Source organism: Pirellulales bacterium (assembly GCA_036267355.1).
GTDB lineage: Bacteria > Planctomycetota > Planctomycetia > Pirellulales > DATAWG01 > DATAWG01.
On the sequence record DATAWG010000036.1, the window covers coordinates 26,597 to 49,993 of the forward strand.

Consider the following 23,397-nt stretch of genomic DNA (forward strand, 5'->3'; position numbering starts at 1 on the left):
AAATTAGCGGCGATTCAATTGCATCAGCAATTGCAGCACATACCAGAACAGCAGCGCGACGGCGGCAAACAGCGCCAGCGAGGCCGCGACGTGCTGCCCGATGCGGTAGTGGTGCATCACGTTCGACGTGTCGTAGAGAATGTAGCCGCAGGCAAACGCGATCATCGCCACGGTGAACGGGATTCCGATATTATGGCCGCTCAGGCACGCCCAGCCGATAATCACCATGGCCGCGATTCCGCCGATCATCAAAATGCCGCGCAGATAAGAAAAATCGTGGCCCGAGATAAACACGATTGCCGTCAATGCTCCGACCAAGAGCGCGGTGATCCAGCCGGCCGTGAAAATCAGGTTCGGCGAATAATGCTCGGCCACCATCAACAGCGGCAGGAATATAACCGCTTCGCCGACGACATATAGCACCAGCCCCGCGTATTGCCTCGGCACGGAGGTGCTCGATTGGGCCCAACTGTTGGCGACGTAGCTGATGCCCATGAACGCTCCGAGCACGATCAGCCAACTGTACCGGCTGGAAAACATCAGTTGCACGAGGTCGGGAGCAAACGGTGCCCGGATCAGAATCGCTTCCAGGCCGATGAATGCAGCCACGGCCCCGGCGAGATGCAAGTAGGTCTTGCGGATGAAATCGGCGCGCTCGTCGGCGGCCGCCTGCCAGGCAAGCGTTCCCCACGGCGAACGATACGGATTGTCGGCGGAACTCATGGCGAAAACCTTTCGAATAGAGCGGATGGCAAAGAGTTTGTTTGGCGACGTTATTGTTACTGGGCAAAATCGCGATAAACGGCCGATTGCTACAGCATTTAGCGTAGGAAGGCACCGCTAGTGCGTCAACCATTTGCGGATGGATCAAGTGTACCATATGGGGGCGAGGTGCGGCGGCTGTCGCCTTTTGCGGGACTGTCCCCTTTTGCGGAGTCGGGGACTGTCCCCCTCTGCCTCGGAGCAAAAGGGGACCGTCCCCTCTGCCTCCCCCCTCTCCCTTCCGTGCCCCGGAGCCACGAGCCACCAAACGCCAGGGGGTTTGACATTGCCGCGCCGATTCGCAATCCTCTGCGGTTTCGGGAGATTCACCGGCCGGTCTGGCCAGCCGTGGCCTGCAAGGAGATGCAAACGGTGCGACGGAGCGAAGTGGAAGCGTTGGCAATCGGCCTCATGCGGCAGCACGGCCTCGAACGTTGGCAGTTCGCCTTCAATCGCCGCAAGCGCAGCCTCGGGCTATGTCGCTATACCTTGCGGCGGATCGAACTGTCGAGCCATTTCGCGCTCGCTCACGACGAAGTGGAAGTGCGCGACGTGATCCTGCACGAAATCGCGCATGCCTTGGCGGGCCATGCCGCCGCCCATGGCCCACGGTGGAAATCGATTTGCCAGACCATCGGAGCCCGGCCCGAGCGCTGCAGCGTTGCTCGCATGCCGCCGGGCCGCTGGCGAGCGACGTGTCCGGCGTGCAGCGACGAATTCAGTCGCTTCCGCCGCCCCATGCGAAATCGAGTCTACTCCTGCCCCAAGTGCGGCCCGGCAAACGGCAAGCTGTCGTTTCGAACAAATCCGTAGGTCAGGCTTTCCGGCCTGACCTCGGCCCCGCCGTCATTGCGGCTGCCTCGGCCATCCAGGTATGCTCGATGAGTTCCGAGATCGATCCGCGCCGCCGAGCCATGCATGATGGAAAAAAGCGACGAGAAAAGAGTAGCCATCGTCACCGGCGGCGGGCGGAAGCGGCTCGGCTCGTTTGTCGTCGATGCGCTCGCCGAACGGGGCTATTCACTCACCGTGCACTATTTAAGTGCCGCGACTGAGACGGAAGCGGCCGTCGCGGCAATGAATGCCAGTGGCAAGACGGCAATTGCCGTGCGGGCCGACCTTAGCGACGAACAGGCCGTCGCCGGGCTCGTCGAGCAAACACTCGATCGGTTCGGCCGCGTCGATGCGCTCGTGAATTGTGCGGCCATCTGGGAGCGGAAGCCGCTCGAACAGACGACCGCAGCCGACGTTCGCCGGCATTTCGAAATCAACGCGCTGGGTACGTTTCTCTGCTGCCAGCATGTCGGTTTGGCGATGGTTCGACAGGACGAGGGGGGCTCGATCGTTACATTTGGCGATTGGGCCGAAGCGCGACCTTATCGCAATTACTCAGCCTACTTTGCGTCAAAAGGAGCGATCGTCGGCATCACGCGGTCGCTGGCGGTCGAGCTGGCGTCGCGTAATCCGCGCGTGCGGGTGAATTGTATCCTGCCCGGGCCGGTGCTTCTCCCCGCCGACTTGCCCGAGGCCGACCGACGGCGGGCGATCTACGGAACGCTTGTGAAGCGGGAAGGCCGGCCGGCAAACATCGTGCAGGCCGTGCTGCATTTTATCGACAACGACTTCGTGACCGGCGCATGCCTGCCGGTCGACGGCGGCCGCACCTTATTTTCCGACGACGAATGATCGCCCTCATGCATCCCGCGCTGGCAGCCTTGCAGCAGCGATTCCCGCTCGCCACGAGCCGCGTACAGATCGCCGATTGGCAGTTTGAATTATCGCGGCCGGCCAATCCCGACGACCTGATTTCCGAGCCTGATTTCGATCGCGACGGACGATTGCCCTATTGGGCGGAGCTTTGGCCGAGCGCGACGGCGATGGCCGAACGAATTGCCGCTGAAAAGGGACGCGGCCGCCGGCTGTTGGAGCTTGGTTGCGGGCTGGGCCTGGTAACGCTGGCGGCAATTCGGGCTGGGTTTGAGGTCGTGGCCACGGATTATTACGACGAGGCGCTGGCGTTTACCGAAGCGAATGCGCTTCGCAACGGACTCGCAACGCCGGCGACACGGCTAGTGGATTGGCGGCGATTTCCCGCCGGCCTGGGCCGGTTCGATTTGGTCGTCGCATCGGATGTGTTGTTCGAGAAGCCGAATATCCCGTTGGTGGTGGCGGCATTCCTGCGGTCGATTCTTCCCGGTGGAGAAGGCTGGCTCACCGATCCGGGGCGTCCGCCCGCGGCAGCCTTTGCGGCCGAATGCAATTCTCAGGGGTTGCGAATCGTTGCGAAGCGCCAACTCCCAGTGGTGAAGCCCGGCAATTCCGAAAGGCCCGCGGCGCGGCAGATGATCGACTTCCACGAATTGGCGTTGCCGCAGTCATCCGCGGATGCTTAGCAAGAATTTTGCAAGCGCACAGGCATAACGCACTCCTGAGATATTCGCGAATCAAACTGCGTCCAGCACGCAAGAAACAATAGCTTCGTCAACGTAGCAGGCACACTCCGTGTGCCGTCTGCGCTCCGCGGTGCGTTGCGCATAGAGCAGCGGCATACGGAGTGAATGCGATTCTTTTCAGGTTTTGACAAGCCGCAGGCGCCGACGGTGAAAAACGATCTCGTAAATTCGCTCAGGGTCGACTCCGAAGCGGTTGCATGACAAAAAGGTCGTTTCAAAAAAATGGACGAAATCGAAAAATCACAGCCACTCCGTGTGCCGTCTGCGCTCCGCGGTGCGTTGCGCGTAGAGCAGGGCAGACGGCACACGGAGTGTGCCTGCTACGTTGGAAGGCGCAATTGCGGAACGCGATCGACCGTAAATCCGCAGCCCCGCTTCCGGGGAAACTAACTTGGATCGCGTATAAAAGAAGCGGCGCGTTGGTGGGCAAAGCGATCGCGCCGAAACAATAGCTTCGTCAACGTAGCAGGCACACGGAGTGTGCCTGCTACGTCGGAAGGCGCAATTGCCGAACGGTCTCAGAAGCGATCGTTTGCCGCGCATACCGCGCGAATGACGCAGGCTTTTCGTCATTTTTTAGGGAAAAACGGGCTTGTCGCTGTGTGGCGCGCCTTTTGCTCCACTCCCATATCATCGTGAAATAATGAATCCCATCCACGAGATGATTGCAAAGGAGATTTTATCATGTCAGGTAAAACCGATGAAATGAAGGGGCGTGTGAAAGAGGCCGCTGGCGCCATGACGGATGATGATCGCTTGCGGAAAGAAGGCAAAACCGATCAGGCGGTCGGCAAGACCAAGCAAGCCGTCGACAAGGTGGCCGACAAAACCAACGAAGCAATCGACAAGGCGACCAACCGCAAATAACGCGGCGCGCGGCTCAAGCTTTCACGCTGGACCGATCGCGAAACCGCAAACTTTCAGGAGATCAATCATGCCATTCGTTGCAATTCTACCTGTCGCCGCCGCAGGCTACTCGCTGATTTATCTTCTGGGTGGCGGCGGATTGTTCGGAGCTTTTGTGATCTTCATCATCGCCAAGATGATGGGCCGATAGGGGCAAATCCTCGCTTACACAAGACGGTAGCCGGATCGATCGCCTCGGCGCTGGGGCGATCGGCCGGCGGCCGTCATAAGCTAATTTTTCTCTTCGTCCTTCTTGGCGCCGGATCTTGCTGGATTGCTCTGCACGTTTTCCGTTGTCTTTGAATCCGGCATTTTGGTTTCCCCGGCAGTTCCGGCGGCTTTCGCTGTAGCCTTTTTGGTCGCGGCAGTCTCTTGGAGCCAGCGGGCCCGGAGATGATTGCCGTGGCGCTGCGGCGAATCGTCGGCCGCATAAAGCTTGATCGCGTCGCCGAGGCGGCCGGCGGCTTCGTAGCTGCGGGCCAAATTATAGCGAGCGCCGTCGTTCCAGGGCCCCCCGTGCGGCCAAACGTCGAGCGTCAGGTTTTTGAAATACTCTTCGGCCGTTTCGTATTCGTGCTCGTCGAAACTGATCAGGCCGAGCCAATAGGTTGCATCCTGCTTGCGGCGGAGCATGGCCGCGGCATAGCGTTGCACCGGCGGCCGTTGGTTCGGCTCGCGAAAATCGTTGACGAGTTCTTGCACCCATTCGCCGATCTGATCGTCGCCGGGGCGGCATTCGATATAAAAGTGCTTCGCGCCCCGCTCGCCGCCATATTCGCCGCGGAATTGCAACAGCCGGCCGACCCATAGCGGAAAGAACACTTTCAACGGCCGCTTCGAACGCGCGGCCCGCCGTTGGTCTCGTTCCTCTTTCGTTTCCTTGTCGGGCCGCTTGGCTTCGTCGGCAGCCATTTCCGTATCGCCTTCTTTCATGGCTTCGTTGAAGGCTTCCTCTTGCGCGCCGGGATCCTGCACGCGCCGGTCGCCATGATATGCCGGCAGCAAGAACGGCGACTCCTCCATCACGAAAACATCCTTCACTCCCTGCGGCGCCTGCGCGTCGGCCGATCGCAGCGCGAGCACTTCGTAGGGCCAAGTCCAAAGCTTCGGTTCCGACTTTAACCGCGATACCTTCTTGAGCCGGGCCGCCGTTTCCACCGGCGAACTGCTCAACACCAACCGTTCCGAGCCGGCCAATTGCATTTCGAGAATTTTCATCCGCCGGGCCAAATAGTCGGGCGAGGCTTCGATGAGCGCGACGGCTTGCTTCGCCTCCGCCGCTTTGACCGGATAATGGTGCGATTCGTCCAAGTCCAAGTGATCGAGCACCGCCGGTTTGTCGCAGGCCTCGGCGAGAGTGGCGATCCCTTTGCCGCCGGGCCCGGGAATCGGCAACCCCAAAGACGAATCGAAAAGATAGAGTTCTTCTCCGTCGCCATTCTTATGCAACAGGGCCGGCAGCCAAGGGCGGAATTGATCCGGATGATCGGGATCCGGCACCGCCAGCAGCACGACGTCGAGCCCCTGCTGGCGAGCCAGCAGCGTGAAAATCCAGGAGCGTTGCAAGCCGGTGCCATAGCCGAGCATCAAAATATCGCCGACCGAATGGCGGCCGAGCACCAGCGGCGTGATGTCGACTTGCTTTTTCTCGGCGGCATGCGGCTGGGGCTCGACGAGTTGGATATTGCGCACCGTCCAATCGAACAGCTTCTCGGCCGTCGAAAGATCGTCGAGCTTGTCGCCGCGGTTGGCATTCGAGATATCGCGGAGCCACGTGGCCTCCTTCAAGAAATCGCCGTCCATCTCATGGTTGAACAAGTCGTCGGGCAATTGGGCCACCCACGGGCTATCGGCATAGCGCTTCGGCAGCGTGGTGTCCATGAAGGGATCGGGCTTCCAATCCACGTTGAACTTTTGCAAATGCACCCACTGATTCAGACGATCGACCACCTGATCGAGGGCAACCTGCTGGTCGAACTCCTCGAGATTGCCGAGGATGTGGATCGCGTTGCGCAACACCGGTTCGCGAAATTCGGCCGAGTTCACCATGCCGGAGGCTGGCGCATTGGCATCGGTCGCCGAATCGACCGTCGCTTTGACCGCGATCAGCTTTAAAACGGCAATCGAGACGATCACCAATCCGACGATTCCGATGGCGTAAAAGAGACGCCGAATGGGTAAAGTAGACGTTGTCACGAAAATAACTCCTCGTGGCTCAAGCCTATAGCGTTCCGGCTGAAGCAGCCGCCCGAACGCGCAGCACGTTTTCCAGAAACTGCTCGAAGCGATCGAGCGGAATCATATTCGGCCCGTCGCTCGGCGAGCGATCGGGATCGGGATGAGTTTCACAAAACAGGCCGTCGATGCCGATAGCGGCCGCGGCTCGGGCGAGCGGTTCGATCATCGCCCGATTGCCGCCGGTGGCATTGCCAAGCCCGCCCGGCTCTTGCACGCTATGCGTGGCGTCGAACACCACGGGCACGCCGAGGGCTTGCATCTGCGGGATGGCCCGCATGTCGTTTACCAGTCGGCCGTAGCCGAAAAACGTTCCCCGTTCGCAAAGCAACACATTCTCACAGCCGGCAGAAGCCAGTTTGTCGACAACGTGCCGCATGTCGCCAGGCGCCAGAAACTGGGCCTTCTTCACATGCACGGCCCGGCCGGTGCGCGCCGCGGCGACGAGCAGATCGGTTTGCCGGCACAAAAAGGCCGGGATTTGCAACAGGTCGCAAACTTCCGCCACCGGGGCCGCTTGATACGATTCGTGAATGTCGGTGACGACCGGCAAGCCGGTTTCCTCTTTCACATGCCGCAGAACGGCCAGGCCCGGCTCCAGCCCCTGACCGCGAAACGAGGCCGTGCTCGTGCGGTTGGCCTTGTCGAACGAGGCCTTGAACACAAGCCGCACAGGCTTGCCGGCAGTGATTTCTTTCAGCCGCCGCGCGATCGAAAGCGTCAGCGATTCGCTTTCGATCACACACGGACCGGCGATCAGCAACAGCGGTTCGCCGCGGCCGCATCGATAAGGGCCGATCGTAGCAGGATTGTTGGGCAAGGGGAGGAAGGGTGAGGGTGAGGGGTCAGGAAAGCATACTAGCCCGAAGCGTTAGCGAGGACGGAAAGGGTAAGGTTGAGGGTAAGGTTGAGGGTAAGGTTGAGGGTGAGGTTGAGGTTGAGGTTGAGGGTGAGGGTGAGGGTGGGGGTGAGGGTGAGGGGTCAGGAAAGCATACTAGCCCGAAGCGTTAGCGAGGGACGAACCGCCATGGTGCGCTGCATCGCTGGCGCTTCGGGCTAGTATCGCTCCCTTGCTAGCGCGTCGGGCTCGTGTCATTGCCTCGCCGGCGCTTCGGCGTTGTGCGCTGTTGTCATGCGGCGTCGGTGGAGTGGGGACGGGCGTTTTTCGCGGGCCAGCTTGGGGGCACGACCAGCGTCAGCCGGTTCGGTTCGATCTGCACGTCGAGCGGCAAAAACCCGCTGGCGTCGCCATCGAGTTCGTAGGGCACCACGCCATCCGATTCGATCCGCAGCCGCCGCACCCGGCGGACCGTGCAGTCGGGCAATTGGCGATGCTGCTGCAACAGCAAATTCCCTAAATACCAAAGTCCATGAAACAACGAACCCCGCCGAAATGTGCACAGATCCAATTGTCCATCGTCGGCCTGCGCTTCGGGAACAAACCGCAGCCCCAGAGCATAGCGCGGAACATTCACGATAAAGGCAAAACGGGCATCGATCGTCGTCCAGTTGCCAACGGCCGCCGATCCGGCCCCGCCGGGATTAGCCAATTCGTAGCTGATCCGCATCTCGGGATATTCATAACTACGGATCGATTCCCAGATGGGTTTTAAATAATTCAGCCGGGTGATGTGGCCGTCGCGTTCCAGATGCACGCGGCGGACGACTTCGGCATCGAACCCGCAGCCGATCATGATCGCAAACAGGCGGCCCGAGGCATTGCCCACATCGTGTTGGATGGTCGTGCCGGCGGCGATCACCTCGGCTAGTTCTTCCGGCTCCCGGGGCATATCGAGGTAGCGAGCCAGCAGATTTTCAGTGCCCAGCGGGAACAGGGCGATGGGAATGCCCGACGCGGTGCGGTTGAGAGTTTCGGCGGCCGTGCCGTCGCCCCCGGCGGAAACCACGGCCCGCAACCGGCCCGCCTGCTGCAATTCGTCGGCGTGCTGACCGATTTCCGAGCGGTCGGTAACCAGCCGGCCCTTCAGCCGCCAGCGGGCGAGCGCCGCCACCAATCGGTCGAGCCGATGATGGGCCGGCCCGGCGCCGGCTTTGGGATTGGTGAGGATCAGCACCTGATCGGCGTCGGGCGGAAAACGGGTTGGCTGGCCGGAATTCATCTCGCTCGGATCCTTCTGAGTCGATCGGGTTAGCGTCTTACAGTTCGATTTTTCTGCAAAATGTCGCGACGTTTTAAAATCCTGCGCGTGTGCCACTGGCTCTGCCAGTGTCTTTGTTGAGGAACATGTCAAAAACGCAGTTCGCACGGGCAGAGCCGGTGGCACGCGAGCGTACACCGTCCGCCTTTTCCTTTCGCCCCATTTTGAGACGAAATTGATGGCATCGGAAGCGCGTCCCCCTGGAAACTCCGGTTGCTCGATTCTGCAATGCAGAATTCGCCAATCTGTAGCGAACTGAGGCTGCGACGGAAAGGTCGATTTCGGGCAATGCAGCGGTGCAATCCTATGCCATAAGTCGTTTCATGACAATCATCTTTGAACGAAGTTATTTGTCTTTGTTTGAAGCTGAATCGATTCGGCACGGTCGTTGCAATAGCGACGATGCAACTTTTCGGCCGACCGCATTCGTGGCCGGCCCAATGGATAGGTTTCGATGGGCGGATTCTGCTGTTGCGATTGCGGATAGCAGATTTAGTTCGCTGGCCCGCGGGGTCTCTGACGACAACTTTCGCAGGATGGTAGCCTTGCCCCTGGCCATCCCGCAAAGCCAACGTGGAGTTGGCACGTCAGGGACCCCGATTTTTTTTTGCGCGAACGCGCGAAACCGCAAGCGAGCTTGTCTATCGATGAAGATGGAATTTCTTTGCGGTCGCTCGGGCAAAAATTCTATGCCCGGCGCCGGTGAATCGCTGCGCCGCACAAGGCCAAAGCGCCGCAAGCCGCAAGAACCAAGCCGGAAGGCTCGGGCACAACCGCGAATTGACTGTTATGGTTGACGACGGCCCAAACGTCGTGGTCGTAGACATCGACACCGTAGCTGCCGAGAAAATTTCCGATGTTGGCGTCGGTAATATCGTGCTCGGAAGCAAAGGTTGCCCAAGAACTCTGCACGTCTAAATACACGTCGCCGGGCAGGCCGGCGCCGAAATCACCGGTCGTGGAATTTTGCCACAATCCGTTGCTAGGGTTCAACCAAGCAAGATAAATCCGACCTTCGGCAGCCAACTGGCTCTCATTTCCACCCAAGGTGGCCGTGCTATACCGCAGTTGCAGCGCGAACGGATCGGTTTGCACATTGCTGCCGCTTGCATCACGACCGTTCCGGCGTTAATCAGCAGCCCGTCTCCGAGCGCTGCGACGGATTCCCTGAAGGTGCCGCTGAAGAAGAGTGTGCCGGTCCCATCTTTACTGAGCGCTCCCTCTCCCGTGACCGCTCCCGAGTAGGTTCCATTTGATGACTGCTGGAAATCGACCCCAGAAGAGATGCTTGTCAAATTAATATTGCCTTGCAGCGAATTCGTATTGCCGATGATCGTGGCGTAGCTATCGAGCGTCGTCCCGCCGGAGTATGAGTTCGAGCCCGAAAGTTCGATCAATCCCGAAGCGGTTAGGCCTCCGGGCCCGCTGAAACTGCCGGAGAAGGTGACAACGTCATATTCGGCCGCCTCTGAAATGAACGTCGCCCCGCCTGAAGATATCGTGCTTCTTGCGGGATCGTAATACTGCCCGATGGCGTCGGATTCACGGAAAGGACGCCGTTATTGAAATTGAGCGGGGTCGACGCGGAACTGAGGGACGCGGCGCCGGTTATACCGATCAAGCCGCCGTCGGCATTGGTCGAGCCCATGTATGAGTTGTTGCCGTACAGGCCGAACGCACCGGAAGTGATCGTAATATTGCCGTTTCCGCTGAGATTACCCTCGAGCGCTCCGCCCGAGATTCCGCCCACGGGAAGATTGAAGCCATTTAGATTGACGGTGTTGGTAATTTCGAGGCCGCCAATTTCCGATTCGTTCGAGGATGTCCACGTTTGCGATGCCCCCAGCACGATCGGCGTCGCGACGGTTTGCACGTTGAGGTTCGTCGGGCCGACCGAAATCCCCCCGGTGCCCACGGTAAGCTGATTCCCGCCGACCGTGAACGACGGCGTGGAATTGGCAAAGCTGATTGAATCCACGCTCCACGGCGTGTCGACGTTCGGCGAAAGCTGCGTCGAGCCCGAGAAGGTGAGATCGGCCGTGCCGTTGTTCGCCGGAACGACGGCGGTGGACCAGTTTGCGGCCGTCGAGAAGTTGCTGTTCGCGCCCAGCCCGACCCACGTTTGAGCCAAATCGGCCAATGTCACCGAGGGCGCGACGCCGCCGATCAGGAGCGAGACCATCGCCAGCGCGACGCGAAATCGGCCCAAAGCTCGAAAAGAACAGTGAGACAACTCGGCTGGCGGCTTCGATATCCTTTGATTCATTAGCGACTCCTGCGACCTCGATGAGTCCGCGCGAACGCAGCGGACGATTCAGCAATGGGGCCTGGGGTTCCCCCCAGAACCGGTGGCTAGCGACCGTCAGCCTAACAATCGCGTAGGAAGATCGCAACGATTATTTCAAGATCGATTTTTTCGCGAGATCTGAGCGTTCTCAACGCGAAAAGAGGTGGGGGGCGCAGTGCAGATTTCTTCACCCCCCGCCCGACGAACGCTGGCGGCAATTCGCGACCTAAGGCTTCGCCAGCATCAGCGGGCTGTGGATGACCAAGAAATTTTTTTGGCCCGCGCCGGCTGCAAACGCCACCGTCACGCTGCGCCGCGGCCCGGTTCCGCTGGCCACAAGGATTTTCCCCAGGCCGTATTCGGGATGCTGGACAAGCAGGCCGGCGACAAATTCGTCGGGAGCCGTCTGCCGGCGCACGGCGGCTTGCCCCGCGCCGGCCGCGCTCTGCGGCTCGGCCAGCGCCGCGGCCGTCGTGAGCTTCGGACGCGGCGGATCGACCGTCGCGGCATCCCGTGCCGGTTCGCCCCGTTCGTCCGCTCGAGGATGCAACTCGCGTGCGGTTTCGCGCGTCGTCGAATTGCTCATCGATCGGCTCAACCGCTCCAACTCGACAGGATCGAAATCGATTGACTCGCGTATCGCCGCCTCTTGCATCGCCGCTAGCCGCTCCAGTCCTTCCGGGCTTAGTTGCGGGCGAACGTGTTCGGCGAATAGCCGCTCCGTCATTTCCAATTCCTCGTGCGGCAGTTCCATCAGAAACTGGCTCGGAACCGCATAGCGGCTCTGGCCGCGAAACTCCCGCTGCCGAGCCAAGCTGAGCTGCAGTTCCTCCCGGGCTCGGGTGATGGCGACGAACAATAGCCGCCGCTCCTCTTCCAAGGCTGCTCCGTCTTCCTTGCTGCGTTCGTGGGGCAACAGGCCCTCTTCGACCGCGATCACGAACACGACCGGAAATTCGAGCCCCTTCGCCGCGTGCATTGTCATCAGCGTCACGCGGTCGTCGTCCACCTCCCAGGCGTCGGTGTCGTTCACCAGGCAGGCTTGCTCCAAAAAGCTTTCGAGCTGATCGAGCCCCGGATTGCGCTCGTCGAATTCGCGGGCGGCGGTCAAAAGTTCTTCGACATTCGCCAGCCGTTCCTGATCGTCGGCATCGTCGGATTCGCTGAGCATCGCGCGATAGCCGGTTTCATCGAGCACGGCGGCGATGATCTCTTCCACCGGCCCGGAGCGGGCGAGCGACAGGCGATCGACGATGGCGACGAATTTTGCCACGGCCACTGCCGCCCGCTTCGTCAGCCCTTCGATCAGCCCAGCCTCCCGGGCCGCGTCGAGCATGCTCTTGCCGCGCCGCGAGCCGTATTCGGCGATGCGGCCCACCGTGGATTTGCCGATGCCGCGGGCCGGGGTGTTGATGATCCGCGTCAGGGCCACGCGATCGCGCGGATTGTTGAGCAAATGCAAATACGCCAACACATCCTTGATTTCTTTGCGTTGGTAGAACTCGAGCCCGTTGACCATCTGATACGGAACCGCATATTCGCGCAGGGCGAATTCGAGATTGCGCGACAGGGCGTTGGTGCGGTAGAAGATCGCGAAATCACGCGGCCGCCGCCGGCCGGCTTGCACCTCGGTGGCAATCCGAGCGGCGATCGAATCGGCCTCGACGCGGTTGTTCAAATACTTCACCAGCCGGACCTGCGAACCCTCTTCGTTCTCCGTGAACAGGCTCTTTGGCTTGCGGCGGCGATTGTGGCAGATCAGTTGATCGGCCACGCGCAGGATCCGCTGCGTGCTGCGATAGTTCTGCTCCAGCCGCACCACCTGCACGCTCGGAAAATCTTTCTCGAACTCCATGATATTGTTCAAATTCGCCCCGCGCCAGCCGTAAATCGATTGATCCGGATCGCCCGTCACGGCCAGATTCGGTTGATCGACCGACAATGCCCGAACGATCGCATACTGCGCCAAATTCGTGTCTTGATATTCGTCGACCATGATGAAGCGGTAGCGGCCATCGAGCGTGCGGCGGAGCTCGGGATTCTCGGTCAACAGCGTCACGACGTGCAGCAGCAAGTCGTCGAAATCAACGGCCGAATCGGCCATCAAGCGGGCCTGATAGGCCGGATAAACCCGGGCCACGATCTTGCCGATCGCGCTGCCGGCTTGCGGCTCGTAGCGATCGGGGGGGATCAGATGGTTCTTGGCCCAACTGATGGCTGCCTGCAGCCGCTCCGGCGTGACGTGCGTCAGATCGACGCCAAGTTCTTCCACGACATCGCGCAACACTTTGCGGCTATCGTCGGTGTCGTAGATCGTGAAATTCTCGCCCAGGCCGACCGAAGGAGCATATTGCCGCAAGAGCCGGGCGCAGAAGCGGTGGAAGGTGCTCATCCACACCTTCGCATGCGGCGCGAGTTCGGTCAGGCGGCGGCGCATTTCGTCGGCCGCTTTGTTGGTGAACGTGAGGGCGAGAATCTGATAATCCGGCACGCCTTGGGCCAGCAGATGCGCGATCCGATGCGTGATGACGCGCGTCTTCCCGCTCCCCGGCCCGGCGAGAATCAACAGCGGCCCCTCGACATGCACCACCGCCTCCCGCTGCGGCGGATTCAGATTTTCCAATAGATGATCCAAGGCGTTCGGCTCCTCCGTGCGGTCGCGCGGGCATGTTGCCGCGGAATTCGGTGAATTCCAATGGACGGCGGCAGCGGCTAGATTTTCACGAATCCAGCGATGCGTGAAACCATGAATTATACGGAGCTGCCGTCCCGAGGGTCAGGCCTCAAAGATCAGGTTACCGGAGCCGAAGCATGGCCGCCGCGACGTTCGGCGCGAGCGTCTTTTCCTTCCTCGCCTCTCGTCCCTCGCACCTCGCCCCTTTGCACTTCCTCGGCCAGCGCCGCGTAGTCTTCAGCGCCGTGCGAATCGGGGGCGTATTGGAAGATTGATTGGCCGAAGCTGGGGGCTTCGGCGAGGCGGATGTTGCGGCGGATACGGGTTGAAAACAGGCGCACGTCGGCCCATGGCGCCCGCTTGCCGCGCTGAGCTTCAAAAAACGCTTCCACGTCGCGGCCCACTTCGCCCGCCAGGCGAGTGCCCGATTCGTACAGGCAGAACACGATCCCGCTCAGCCGCAACCGATCGTTGATTCGCCGGGCTACGAGATCGATCGTTTCCAAGAGTTTGCTCAATCCGTGCAGGGCGAGGAAATGCGGCTGAAGCGGCAAGAAAACTTCTTCCACCGCGGCCAGTGCGTTCAACGTGAGAATGCCCAGCGAAGGCGGGCAGTCGATGAGCAAAAAATCGAGCGGCGGGATGTCGTGAAAGAATGGGGACTGGCTCCGAGCAAGCGGCGGTTGGCCCCGCGGCCGCAGCTCGTCGGGAGGCGCCTGTCCCCATTCTTTTACTTCGGTGGATTGGGCGTCTTCCAGCAGCTTATCGCGCAAGACCACTTCGCGCCCCACGACGCCGACCAATTCCACTTCCGCGGCCGCCAGATCGATATGCGAGCCGACGACCCACAGGTTGTCGCTCACCTTGCGCCGCGCTTCGGCGATCGAGGCGTTGCCGGTGAGCACATCGTAGATCGACGGCACCGCCGGATCGGGCGGCAGGCCGAGATGCAGCGTGGCGTGGGCTTGCGGATCGAGGTCCATGAGCATCACGCGATGGCCCTGCGCTGCAAGGGCGGCGCTGAGATTGACGGCCGTCGTCGTCTTGCCGACGCCCCCTTTCTGATTCAACACGGCGATCGAGCGCATGGCGGAAATCCTTTTCATCGCACACGGTGTTTCTCGAAACGGAGAGACGCTGACCGAACTCGAAGCGAGCGGATTATAGGCCCCGCGAACGCAAACGTCCTAGTCCATCCGCTTCATGCGCTGGATCCGCACATCGCTGACGCTAGCGTAGTATCTGCGACATAGCGAGCATTTATGAAACACGCCGCGCCGGCTTCTTTTCTCACCACCGAGTCACCGCGAACACCGAGATGAAAAAGCCGAGCCGAAGGGATGATGCGTTTCACCGCCCCGTCAGCGTTTTGCTCGTCCATTCGGACGCTTTCTGCTCTTCTCGGTGTTCGCTGTGGCTGTGTGGTTAGCCGCGACGCGGCTCAATCGAATTCGTGTTCCCAGCCGCGGGGGGCAAGCGGCGAACGGGCGCCATCGGCAGCCATCTGCCACAGGCCCGGCTCGGAGATGAAATGGCCGATGTCGGTCAACTCAAGCGGGGCAAGCGGCTGCTCGGCAACGAGCCTGGCCGCGTCGTCCGGAGCGAGGGCTAGAATCAATTCGAAATCCTCGCCGTCGGAAAGAGCATGCTCCAATGGCGTTCTGCCTTCGACTTGCCGGCGAGACAACTCGTGCGCCGCCGGGGCGATTGGCACATGGGCCAAGTCGATCACGGCCCCGCAACGGCTTTCCGCCGCCATGCGCGATAGATCGAGCGACAGGCCGTCGCTGGCGTCGATTCCGGCGTGCAGCCGGCAACGATCGGCCAGCACCAGCGCTTCGTCGACTCTGGGCTCGAAATCCAAATGCTTGCCCAAGATGCTGCCGCCGAACGAGCCGGTCACCAGAATCCGATCGCCGGGCTTCGCCCCGCTGCGCAACAGTGGGCCGGCCGAAGTCGTCTGGCCAATGGCCGTGGTGCTGATCACCAGCGGGCCATCCCAACTATTCGTGTCTCCGCCGGCCACCGCCACTCCGTAGCGCTCAGCAAGTTCGGCCAGCCCCTCGAACAAATCGACCGCCAACTGCCTGCCCCCGCGCCGCGGCAGCGCCACGGCCACGACCATTCCCACCGGCCGGGCCGCCATGGCCGCCAGATCGCTCAAGCTGACGGCCAGCGCCTTGCGGCCCACTCGGTGCGCGGAAACATCCGGCAACTTAAAATCGATTCCCTCGGTGAGCAGATCGACCGTCACGACGCAATCGGCTCGATCGGCCAAATGCAGAATGGCCGCATCGTCGCCGGGCCCGAGCAGCAACTGCGGATGCCGCGCGACGCGCTGGCGAAGCCAAGCGATGAAATCGGATTCCATGGAAGGCTAGAGGCTTGAGGCTATAGGACGCGCCGAGGAGCCCGCAGCGCTAGCAAGGATGGATCGCGTGCGGCCTGTTCGCAGCGCGGGCATAGCCACTTCCTTGCTGGCGCTGCGGGCTCGTGCGAACGCGTCCTACAGGCTGTAGCCTACAGCCTGAAGCCTCCTCGCTACAGGGTGTCGCTGTCGGTGGCGCTGACGAGCGAGCCGGAGCCGAGCGTCTCGCCGGAACCTGCGGCTACGGTGGTTGTGTTGCTGAGGGTGCCGGTGGCTGTGTCGCTGATCGTTGCGGTGACGGTGTAGGTGATGCTGCTGCCGGCCGCCAGATCGACGGTGTCGCTGATATTGCCGGTGCCGCTGGCCGTGAAGCCGGTTGCCCCGGCCGTGCCGACGGCCGCGTACGTTTCAGCCGTGAAGTCGAGGTTCGAGGTCAGCGGGTCGCTGATCAGAGCACCCACGGCGTTGCTGGGGCCGAAGTTGGTGACCGTGACCGTGTAGGTGATCTGCGTGCCCGGAGTCGCCGCACCGGTGGTGTTGGTCGTGCTCGAGCCGCCGTCGTTGTCGGACTTGGCGATCGTCAGAATGACGGTTGGCGTGAGCGTGTCGTTGACCGCGGCCGTGCCGACCGAGCCGGCGCCGAGCGATTCGCCGGCGGGCGGAGCGACGGTGGCGGAGTTGGTGAGCGTGCCGGTGGCGCTGGCCGCGATGTCGGCCGCGACGGTGTAAGTGATCGTGCTGCCGGCGGCAAGCGCCACGGTGTCGTTGATGCTGCCAGTTCCGCTGGCCGTGAAGCCCGTGGCTCCCGTCGTGCCGACGGCGGTGTAGGTGTCGGTCGAAATGTCGGTGTTCGTGGCCAGCAGATCCGCCACCGTCGCACCGGTCACTGCCGTCGTGCCCGTATTGGTGACCGTGATCGTGTAGGTGATTACCGTGCCGGGCGATGCGCTTCCGGTGGCGTTGGTGACGCTCGATCCACCGTCGCTGTCGGTTTTGGTGATTACGAGATCGACCGTGGGCGAAAGCGTGTCGGTGTCGATCGCCGATGGGACGGACGTGTTGCTCAGCACATCGCCCGTGCCGGCGGCAACCGTAGCGGTGTTGCTGAGCGTTCCGCTTGCGCTCGAGCTGATGTCGGCGACGACGGTGTAGGTAATGGTGCTGCCGGCGGCGAGATTCACCGTGTCGTCGATGTCGCCGCTGCTAGAGGCGGTAAAGCCCGTGGCGCCGGCCGTGCCGACGGCGGTGAAGGTGTCGCTCGTCAGATCGGTGTTCGTGGTCAACGTATCGGCGACAACGGCGCCCACGGCATTGCTCGCGCCCGTGTTGCTAACGGTGATCGTGTAGGTGATCACCGAGCCGGGCGCGGCTGCACCGGTGGCGGGCGTGACGCTCGAACCGCCGTCGTCGTCGGTCTTGGTGATCGTCAGCGTGACGGTCGTCGGGATGACGTCGTTGTCGGTCGCGGTGGTGATAGAACCGGCGCCGAGCGTTTCGCCGGCGCCTGCCGCGATCGTGGCGAAGTTGCTGATCGTTCCGGTGGCGGTGGCGCTGATATCGGCCATCACGGTGTAGGTGATGCTGCTGCCGGCGGCGAGATTCACGGTGTCGTCGATATTGCCGCTGCCGCTGGCGGTGAAGCCGGCGGCGCCGGCCGTGCCGACGGCGGTGTATGAGACGCTCGTGAAGTCGGCATTCGTGGTCAGCGGATCGGCGACGATCATACCGACGGCATTGCTCGGACCGGAGTTGGTCACGGTGATCGTGTAGGTGATTGTTCCGCCGGCCGAGGCGTTGCCGATCGCGTCGGTGACGCTCGAGCCGCCGTCGTTGTCGGTCTTGGTGATCGTCAGCACAACGGTGGGCACGAGATTGTCGGTATCGGTGGCGCTCAAGACCGAGGCGGGAACGGCGGTTTCGCCGCTGCCCGCAGCCACCGTGGCCATATTGGAAAGCGTGCCGGTGGCGCTCGAACTGATATCGGCGACGACGGTGTAGGTGATGCTGCTGCCGGCGGCGAGACTCGCCGTATCGTCGATATTGCCGCTGCCGCTGGCCGTAAAGCCGCTAGCGCCGGTTGTGCCGACGGCGGTAAACGTGTCGCTTGCGAAATCGGGGTTCGTCAAAATCGCGTCGGCGACGGTCGCGCCGACGGCGTTGCTCGGCCCGGTGTTCGTGACCGTGATCGTGTAGGTGATCGCGGCGCCGGGGGCGGCGGTGCCGGTCGTCGGCGTGACGCTCGAGCCGCCGTCGTTGTCGGTCTTGGCAATCGTCAGATCGACGTTGGGCGTGAGGGTGTCGGTGTCGGTGGCGGTGTTGTTCGCCGGGTTCGCGTCGACGAAGCCCGCGGGATCAGTGACGGTGGCCGTGTTCGCCAGCGAACCGGTTGCGGACGGGTTGACGGTGGCGGTGACGGTGTAGGTGATCGTGGCGCCCGAAGGGAGATCCACCGTGTCGGCGATGTTGCCGCTGCCGCTGGCGGCGTGAGTCAGATCGACCGCGCCACCGGTGGTGGCGACGGTATAGGTGTCCGACAAAATGCCGGCGGGGAATGTATCGGCGACCGTGGCGCCGTTCGCGGCGCTGGGGCCCGAATTGGCGACCTTGATCGTATAGGTGATGGTATCGCCGGGAATCGCCGAGCCGACAGCGGCGGTGATGCTCGAGCCGCCGTCGTTGTCGGTCTTGGTGATCGAGAGATCGCCGCTGGGAGCTTTGACGATCGCAATCGCGTCGGCCAACACGATGCCGTTGGCATTGTTGTTGAGCGTGACGCGAAGCAGCGTGCCGGTGACCGTAACGGTGCCGAGGTATTGGAAGGCCGTGTTGGAGAACGAGCTGCCGCTCGGCAATAACTGCTGATCGACCGAAACGGTGCCGACCGACGTGTTGCCGTTGTAAAGCGTGAAGGGGCTATTGGTGGCGATCGTCGCCGGCGCGTTCACGGTCGACCAAGTGGCGTAAATCATGTAGACGCCCGTCGTCAGGCCGGCAAACGACCACGTGGCTTGCGAACCGCCGACGCCCGGCGCCGCCTTGGCGTAATGTTCGCCGCTGTCGAAGCCGAATTTCGTCGTGCTCCAGGTGCCGGCGAGCGAGAAGCCGCTTCCGCTGTCGTCGATGATCGTCGGCGTCGCGGTGGTCGATGTCAGCCCGGTGCCTTGGATATTGAACGTGAACGTGCCGAGTTGCGGATCGCTGCTGAGAATGGTCACCGTGCCGGTTTGCAGGCCGACACTCGTGGGCGCGAACTTGATTTGGAACGTCGTGCTCGCGCCGGGGGCCAGCGAGTCGCTCGCCGGTTGGCTCACGACGCTGAAGCCGGCGCCGGTTATGGAAACCGGAGTGACGCCGGTCAGCGTCAAGGTGGATTGGCCATTGTTGGTGATCGTATAGGTTTCGGTGACCGCGGCGGCGGGAGTGTTTTCGGTTACCGAGCCGAAATTCGTGCCGTTGGCGATTTGGGGAGTTCCGCCCGGGGCGATTGCCACCGAATTGCCGCTGACGCCGATCTCGCCGGCCGTGATGCCATCGCCCGTGATATTGATCTTGAAACTCGGCGCGACCGGATCGTTGCTGGCGATTGTTATCGCCCCGTTGACCACGCCCGGAGTCGTCGGAGCGAACTTTACCTGGAACGTGACCGAAGCGCCGGGCGCCAGAGAATCCACCGCAGGCTGGCTCACGAGCGAGAAGCCCGTGCCGCTCACCGTCACCGGCGCGGCGCCCGTTAGGGTGAGCGTCTGGCCCCCCGAGTTGCTGATCGTGTAGGTTTCGGTGATGCTTCCGCCCGGAGCGATCGTTTCGCCGAAGTTGGTGCCGTTGGACGCCGATTCGGCGCCGTTGTTGTTGGCGATGGCTACTCCGTCGCCCGTCAGCGCGATCGATTGAGTCGAGGTCGCGACGATGGGCACGATCACCACCGCATCGGCGGCCACGGTGCCGTTGGCCTTGTTGCTGAGCACCACCTTGAGCGAAGTGCCGGTGACGTTGACGGTGCCGAGCAATTGGAACGTCGTGCCGGAATAGGTCGGGCCGTTGGGGGCGACCTTTTCATTCACCGCAATCGTGCCGACGGCGGTGCTGCCGTTGTAGAGCGTGAAGGGCGCGTTGCTGGCCAGACTGGATGAAGCTGGCCAGGTCGTATACACCAGGTAACTGCCCGCCGTGAGACCGCTAAAGCTGAAGGTCGCGGTGGATGTGCCGGTGCCGGCGGGGGCGGCGTGATCCGTGCCGCCGAAGCCGGTGGAATTCTGCGTCCACGTTCCCACCAGCGCTGCGGCCGTGTCTTGAACCGCCGTCGGCGTCGTGCCCGTGCCTTGCAGGAAGAGCTCGAAGGCGCTGGGATAATCGGGATCGTTGGTGACGATGGCCACCGAGCCGGTTTGCAGGCCCGTGGCGGTCGGCGAGAAGGCAACTTGGAAAGTCGTCGATGCGCCCGGCGCCAGCGAAGTAACCGCCGGCTGGCTGACGATCGTAAAGCTCGAGCCGACCGCCCGCACCGGCGTGCTTCCGAAGGTGAGCGTGGCGAGGCCGTAGTTGGTGAGCGTAAATGTGTGGACGACGTCGCCGAATCCGACGGGCGTCGAGCCGAAGTCGGTGCCGTTGGCGGTTTCCGGCGTGGCATTCGTCGCGACTCCAGTTAGATTGTCGCTGACGCCCAATTCCGGATATTTCACGACGACGCCCGGCAACGGGCCGATTTCAATCGAATCCGCAATCACATCGCCGCCGGCATTGTTGGTGATCGCGACGCGGAGCGTGCTCGACGTGATGTCCACGATGCCGAGGATCTGCCAACCCGCAACCGACGCTCCATTGGGCGCGACGCTTTGATTGGCGATCGTGGCCCCGACCGGTTTGCCGGAATCGTAGAACGTGAACGATGTGTTGCTGGCCGCATTCTGGAGCGGCGCCCAGGTGCCGAGGATTTCGTATTGCCCGGGCGCGAGGCCGGTGAACGTGTAATCGGCTTGCGAAGAGCCGTTTCCGGGAAGGGCATACAGTTCGCTGCCGTTGACGCCGGCCGAATAGGTGCTCCAGCTTCCGGTCGTGCTGAAGCCGGTCGGATTGCTGTTGTCGATCGACGCGACGATCGCCGGCGGTGGATTCACGCCCGTGCCGCTCACCTCGAACACGAATGGGTCTGGATGCGATGAGTCGTCGCTGGCGATCTCCACATCGGCCACGACCGGCCCCGGCCCGATCGGCGCGAATTGAACCGTAAACGTCGTCGATTGTCCTGTGGGAACGTCGAGGCTAGCGGGCTGCGCCGACACCGTGAACCCACCGCTGCCGCTCACCGGCACGATTGTCACGCCGGCGATCGTCAACGGCAGGGCCCCGCCGTTGCTCAGGATCGTGTAGGTTTCGATAACGGTGCCGCCGTTGTCGAGCGCGCTGCCGAAGCTGGTGGCGTTGGTCGTGGATGGCGAGGATTCGTTGTAGCTGATCGTCTGGCCATCGCCTTCCACTGCCATTGCGGCGAATGGGGCCAGGGCCGTGCCCGACACGTTGAAGACGAACGGCTCGGGATCGGCGCCGTCGTTGGAGAAGATTTCCACTTTCCCGGTGACCGCGCCGGCCAAGGTGGGTGCGAATTCGACCGTAAATGTCGTCGATTGGCCCGGAGCCAAGGTGTCGCTGGCCGGCGGCGTCGAAACGCTAAAGCCGGTCAAAGTGCCCACCGGCACGACGCTGATCGACGAGATATCGAGCGTGGCGATGGTGCTGTAGTTGGTGATCGTGTAGGTTTCGAAGGCGGTGCCGCCGGAGGCGTAAATGCTGCCGAAATTGGTGTCGTTGGTGGTGCTGGTGGTCGTTTCGTTGTAGGGAATCGAATGGCCGTTGCCGAACACTTCCATGCCCGGCGGCAGATCCACGGTGTTGGTCGAGGAAATGCCGTTGGCGCTCTCCGTGACCGTATAAATGCCGGCCGTCAGCGTTGTGGGCACGGTGAATTTGACGCTCTCTTCGAGGCCGCCCGTCGCCACGCCCGTGCTGCTCCAGTCGTAGGTCTCGGCGTAAATAATCGTGCCGGTCGGGCTGGTGAGCTGCACGATCGGATAGTTGGTGTCCATGGCGTTGTCGTCGCCATAGACGGCCCCTTCGTCGAGGCCATTTAGCTGTGTGCCGGTCAGCGTGTAGGTGTTTCCGCCGTTGAAGCCGATGCCGGTGATCACCGGTTGCCACGAAGTCTGCGGGCTGCCGACCGGCGTGTAGACTTCCATCGGACCGAGTTCATTCGCCAGCAGCACTTGCCCGTTCGGCAAGTCGAGCATGTTCAACTGGTAGGCGTTTTCACCGGGAGGGTTGCCAAATAGGTTGGCAAACGCAACCGACGCCGGAGTGACGTCGGTATACGTGTTCGTGGTGGGATTGAATTCGAAGATGTACGTCCCGTTCGGGAAGCTGTATTCTCCGCCGGTCGAATTCCCCAGGGGCGACAGCGAAATAAGGATGTCGCCATTGACCATCTCCGCTCCGGGATCGTCGGTGGCGACGAGTTGCGTTTGCTGGCCGTTGATCGATACGGTCGGCTCGTTGGGTCCGGCCGACCATTGGTTTGTCGTGGGATCGTAAATGTCCGTCGTGCCGGTCGCTCCGAACAGAATCACATTCCCGTTGGTCATCAAGAACCCCGGACCGAGCTCGTAGCCGACATTCGTCGAGCTGAGAATGGTCGCCGGGTCGGCCGGGTTCATCGAACTGGCGTCGACCCAGGTGTTCGTCGCGGGGATGTACCGCTGGGCCTGAAATACGCCGCCGTTGATCGTCGACGTGATGTCGTACGACAGAATGCTTCCGTCGGGCAGCTTAACCCAGGTTTCTTCGGCGCTCGGGTCGTCGTAGAGCTTCGTGCCGCCGCTGGACCATGTATTCGTCGTTGGATTATAGATGTAAGTTTGCGGACCGTTTAGCCATCCGGTCAGCACGTTTCCGTCGGGAAGCACTTCGATCGGATCGTCGCCGAGCGAGCTGTCCGGAGTCGGATCACTCGGTATATTGGTCCACGTGCCCCCAGTGCCGACATACGGATTGAAGATCTCCGCCGTATTCGTGTCATTGTTGTCGCTATTCGGGTCGGAATACTCTCCGCCAACGACAAATAGATTGCCATTCTGCAACAGCGCGGAAGGAAAGAAGAGCCGGGCGACGTTCGAACTCGAAACCGTCGACCACGTGCCGTTGACATAGCTGCCCGTCGCATCGGGCGTCAACTCGAACCACGTGTTGGTCGCCGCATCGCTCCCTTGCTGGACCAAGACGCTGCCGTTGGACAATAGCGCAACGGCCTGCGTGCCGGTCGGGGCCGCCGTGGGATTCGAGCCTGTGACGAGCGTCCAGGTGCCGGGCGTGGTGAGCATCGCCCGCGTTTCCAGCGATTCGAGACTCAAGCTGCGCGATGCGCCGCTCCAGCGTTCGAGGCGGAGCTTCCGCCCGGATCGTTTGGGCCGTCGCGAATGTTCACCCCCACCCGACCACCACTTCCGCCATGAACGCATAACACAAACTCCAAGATGTTAGTCCCGCCCCCCCTTGCCGAAGGGCAT

Annotated in this window: 16 protein-coding genes; 5 read left to right on the top strand and 11 right to left on the bottom strand. The window is 61.9% G+C overall.

Annotation, left to right across the window (positions count from 1 at the left end; genetic code table 11):
* Positions 1 to 3: 3 nt before the first annotated feature.
* A complete protein-coding gene (locus tag VHX65_05895) occupies positions 4 to 723 on the bottom strand; it encodes a Bax inhibitor-1 family protein (protein ID HEX3998063.1) in 720 nt (239 codons plus the stop codon).
* 411 nt (positions 724 to 1,134) lie between these two features.
* On the opposite strand from VHX65_05895, the gene VHX65_05900 reads away from it, so the two are divergent.
* The 5 genes from VHX65_05900 to VHX65_05920 all read left to right on the top strand — a co-directional run bounded on the left by VHX65_05900 (position 1,135) and on the right by VHX65_05920 (position 4,272).
* Positions 1,135 to 1,575, top strand: a complete 441-nt coding sequence (locus tag VHX65_05900) for a SprT-like domain-containing protein (protein ID HEX3998064.1) — start codon at positions 1,135 to 1,137, stop codon at positions 1,573 to 1,575.
* 105 nt (positions 1,576 to 1,680) lie between these two features.
* A complete protein-coding gene (locus VHX65_05905; GenBank protein ID HEX3998065.1) occupies positions 1,681 to 2,448 on the top strand; it encodes an SDR family oxidoreductase in 768 nt (255 codons plus the stop codon).
* On the top strand, positions 2,445 to 3,155 hold the full coding sequence (locus VHX65_05910; protein ID HEX3998066.1) for a methyltransferase domain-containing protein: 711 nt from the start codon (positions 2,445 to 2,447) through the stop codon (positions 3,153 to 3,155). The genes VHX65_05905 and VHX65_05910 overlap by 4 nt, the downstream gene beginning before the upstream one ends.
* A gap of 744 nt (positions 3,156 to 3,899) precedes the next feature.
* Positions 3,900 to 4,082, top strand: coding sequence for a CsbD family protein (locus tag VHX65_05915; GenBank protein HEX3998067.1), 183 nt, complete (start codon positions 3,900 to 3,902; stop codon positions 4,080 to 4,082).
* Positions 4,083 to 4,149: 67 nt separating this feature from the next.
* Entirely contained in the window at positions 4,150 to 4,272 is a 123-nt protein-coding gene (locus VHX65_05920) for a hypothetical protein (protein ID HEX3998068.1), read from the top strand.
* Between the two features lie 80 nt (positions 4,273 to 4,352).
* On the opposite strand, the gene VHX65_05925 is transcribed toward VHX65_05920, so the two are convergent.
* The 10 genes from VHX65_05925 to VHX65_05970 all read right to left on the bottom strand — a co-directional run bounded on the left by VHX65_05925 (position 4,353) and on the right by VHX65_05970 (position 23,241).
* A complete protein-coding gene (locus VHX65_05925; GenBank protein ID HEX3998069.1) occupies positions 4,353 to 6,317 on the bottom strand; it encodes a hypothetical protein in 1,965 nt (654 codons plus the stop codon).
* Positions 6,318 to 6,342: 25 nt separating this feature from the next.
* Positions 6,343 to 7,176 (bottom strand): 3-deoxy-8-phosphooctulonate synthase, encoded by an 834-nt coding sequence (gene kdsA / locus VHX65_05930; GenBank protein HEX3998070.1) that lies wholly within the window; start codon positions 7,174 to 7,176, stop codon positions 6,343 to 6,345.
* 310 nt (positions 7,177 to 7,486) lie between these two features.
* The gene (locus VHX65_05935) at positions 7,487 to 8,476 is read right to left on the bottom strand and encodes a diacylglycerol kinase family protein (GenBank protein HEX3998071.1); all 990 of its coding nucleotides are present in this window, start codon (positions 8,474 to 8,476) and stop codon (positions 7,487 to 7,489) included.
* 726 nt (positions 8,477 to 9,202) lie between these two features.
* Positions 9,203 to 9,508 carry a PEP-CTERM sorting domain-containing protein gene (locus VHX65_05940; protein HEX3998072.1) on the bottom strand — a complete coding sequence of 102 codons (306 nt, stop codon included), beginning with the start codon at positions 9,506 to 9,508 and terminating at the stop codon, positions 9,203 to 9,205.
* On the bottom strand, positions 9,505 to 9,912 hold the full coding sequence (locus tag VHX65_05945; GenBank protein HEX3998073.1) for a hypothetical protein: 408 nt from the start codon (positions 9,910 to 9,912) through the stop codon (positions 9,505 to 9,507). Before VHX65_05945 ends, VHX65_05940 begins: the two co-directional genes overlap by 4 nt.
* A gap of 11 nt (positions 9,913 to 9,923) precedes the next feature.
* Positions 9,924 to 10,724 carry a hypothetical protein gene (locus VHX65_05950; protein ID HEX3998074.1) on the bottom strand — a complete coding sequence of 267 codons (801 nt, stop codon included), beginning with the start codon at positions 10,722 to 10,724 and terminating at the stop codon, positions 9,924 to 9,926.
* 304 nt (positions 10,725 to 11,028) lie between these two features.
* A complete protein-coding gene (locus VHX65_05955; protein HEX3998075.1) occupies positions 11,029 to 13,437 on the bottom strand; it encodes a UvrD-helicase domain-containing protein in 2,409 nt (802 codons plus the stop codon).
* A 155-nt stretch (positions 13,438 to 13,592) separates the two neighbouring features.
* On the bottom strand, positions 13,593 to 14,564 hold the full coding sequence (locus VHX65_05960) for an AAA family ATPase (GenBank protein HEX3998076.1): 972 nt from the start codon (positions 14,562 to 14,564) through the stop codon (positions 13,593 to 13,595).
* A gap of 353 nt (positions 14,565 to 14,917) precedes the next feature.
* A complete protein-coding gene (locus VHX65_05965) occupies positions 14,918 to 15,847 on the bottom strand; it encodes a thiamine-phosphate kinase (GenBank protein HEX3998077.1) in 930 nt (309 codons plus the stop codon).
* Positions 15,848 to 16,017: 170 nt separating this feature from the next.
* Positions 16,018 to 23,241 (bottom strand): choice-of-anchor D domain-containing protein, encoded by a 7,224-nt coding sequence (locus VHX65_05970; protein HEX3998078.1) that lies wholly within the window; start codon positions 23,239 to 23,241, stop codon positions 16,018 to 16,020.
* Positions 23,242 to 23,397: the final 156 nt, after the last annotated feature.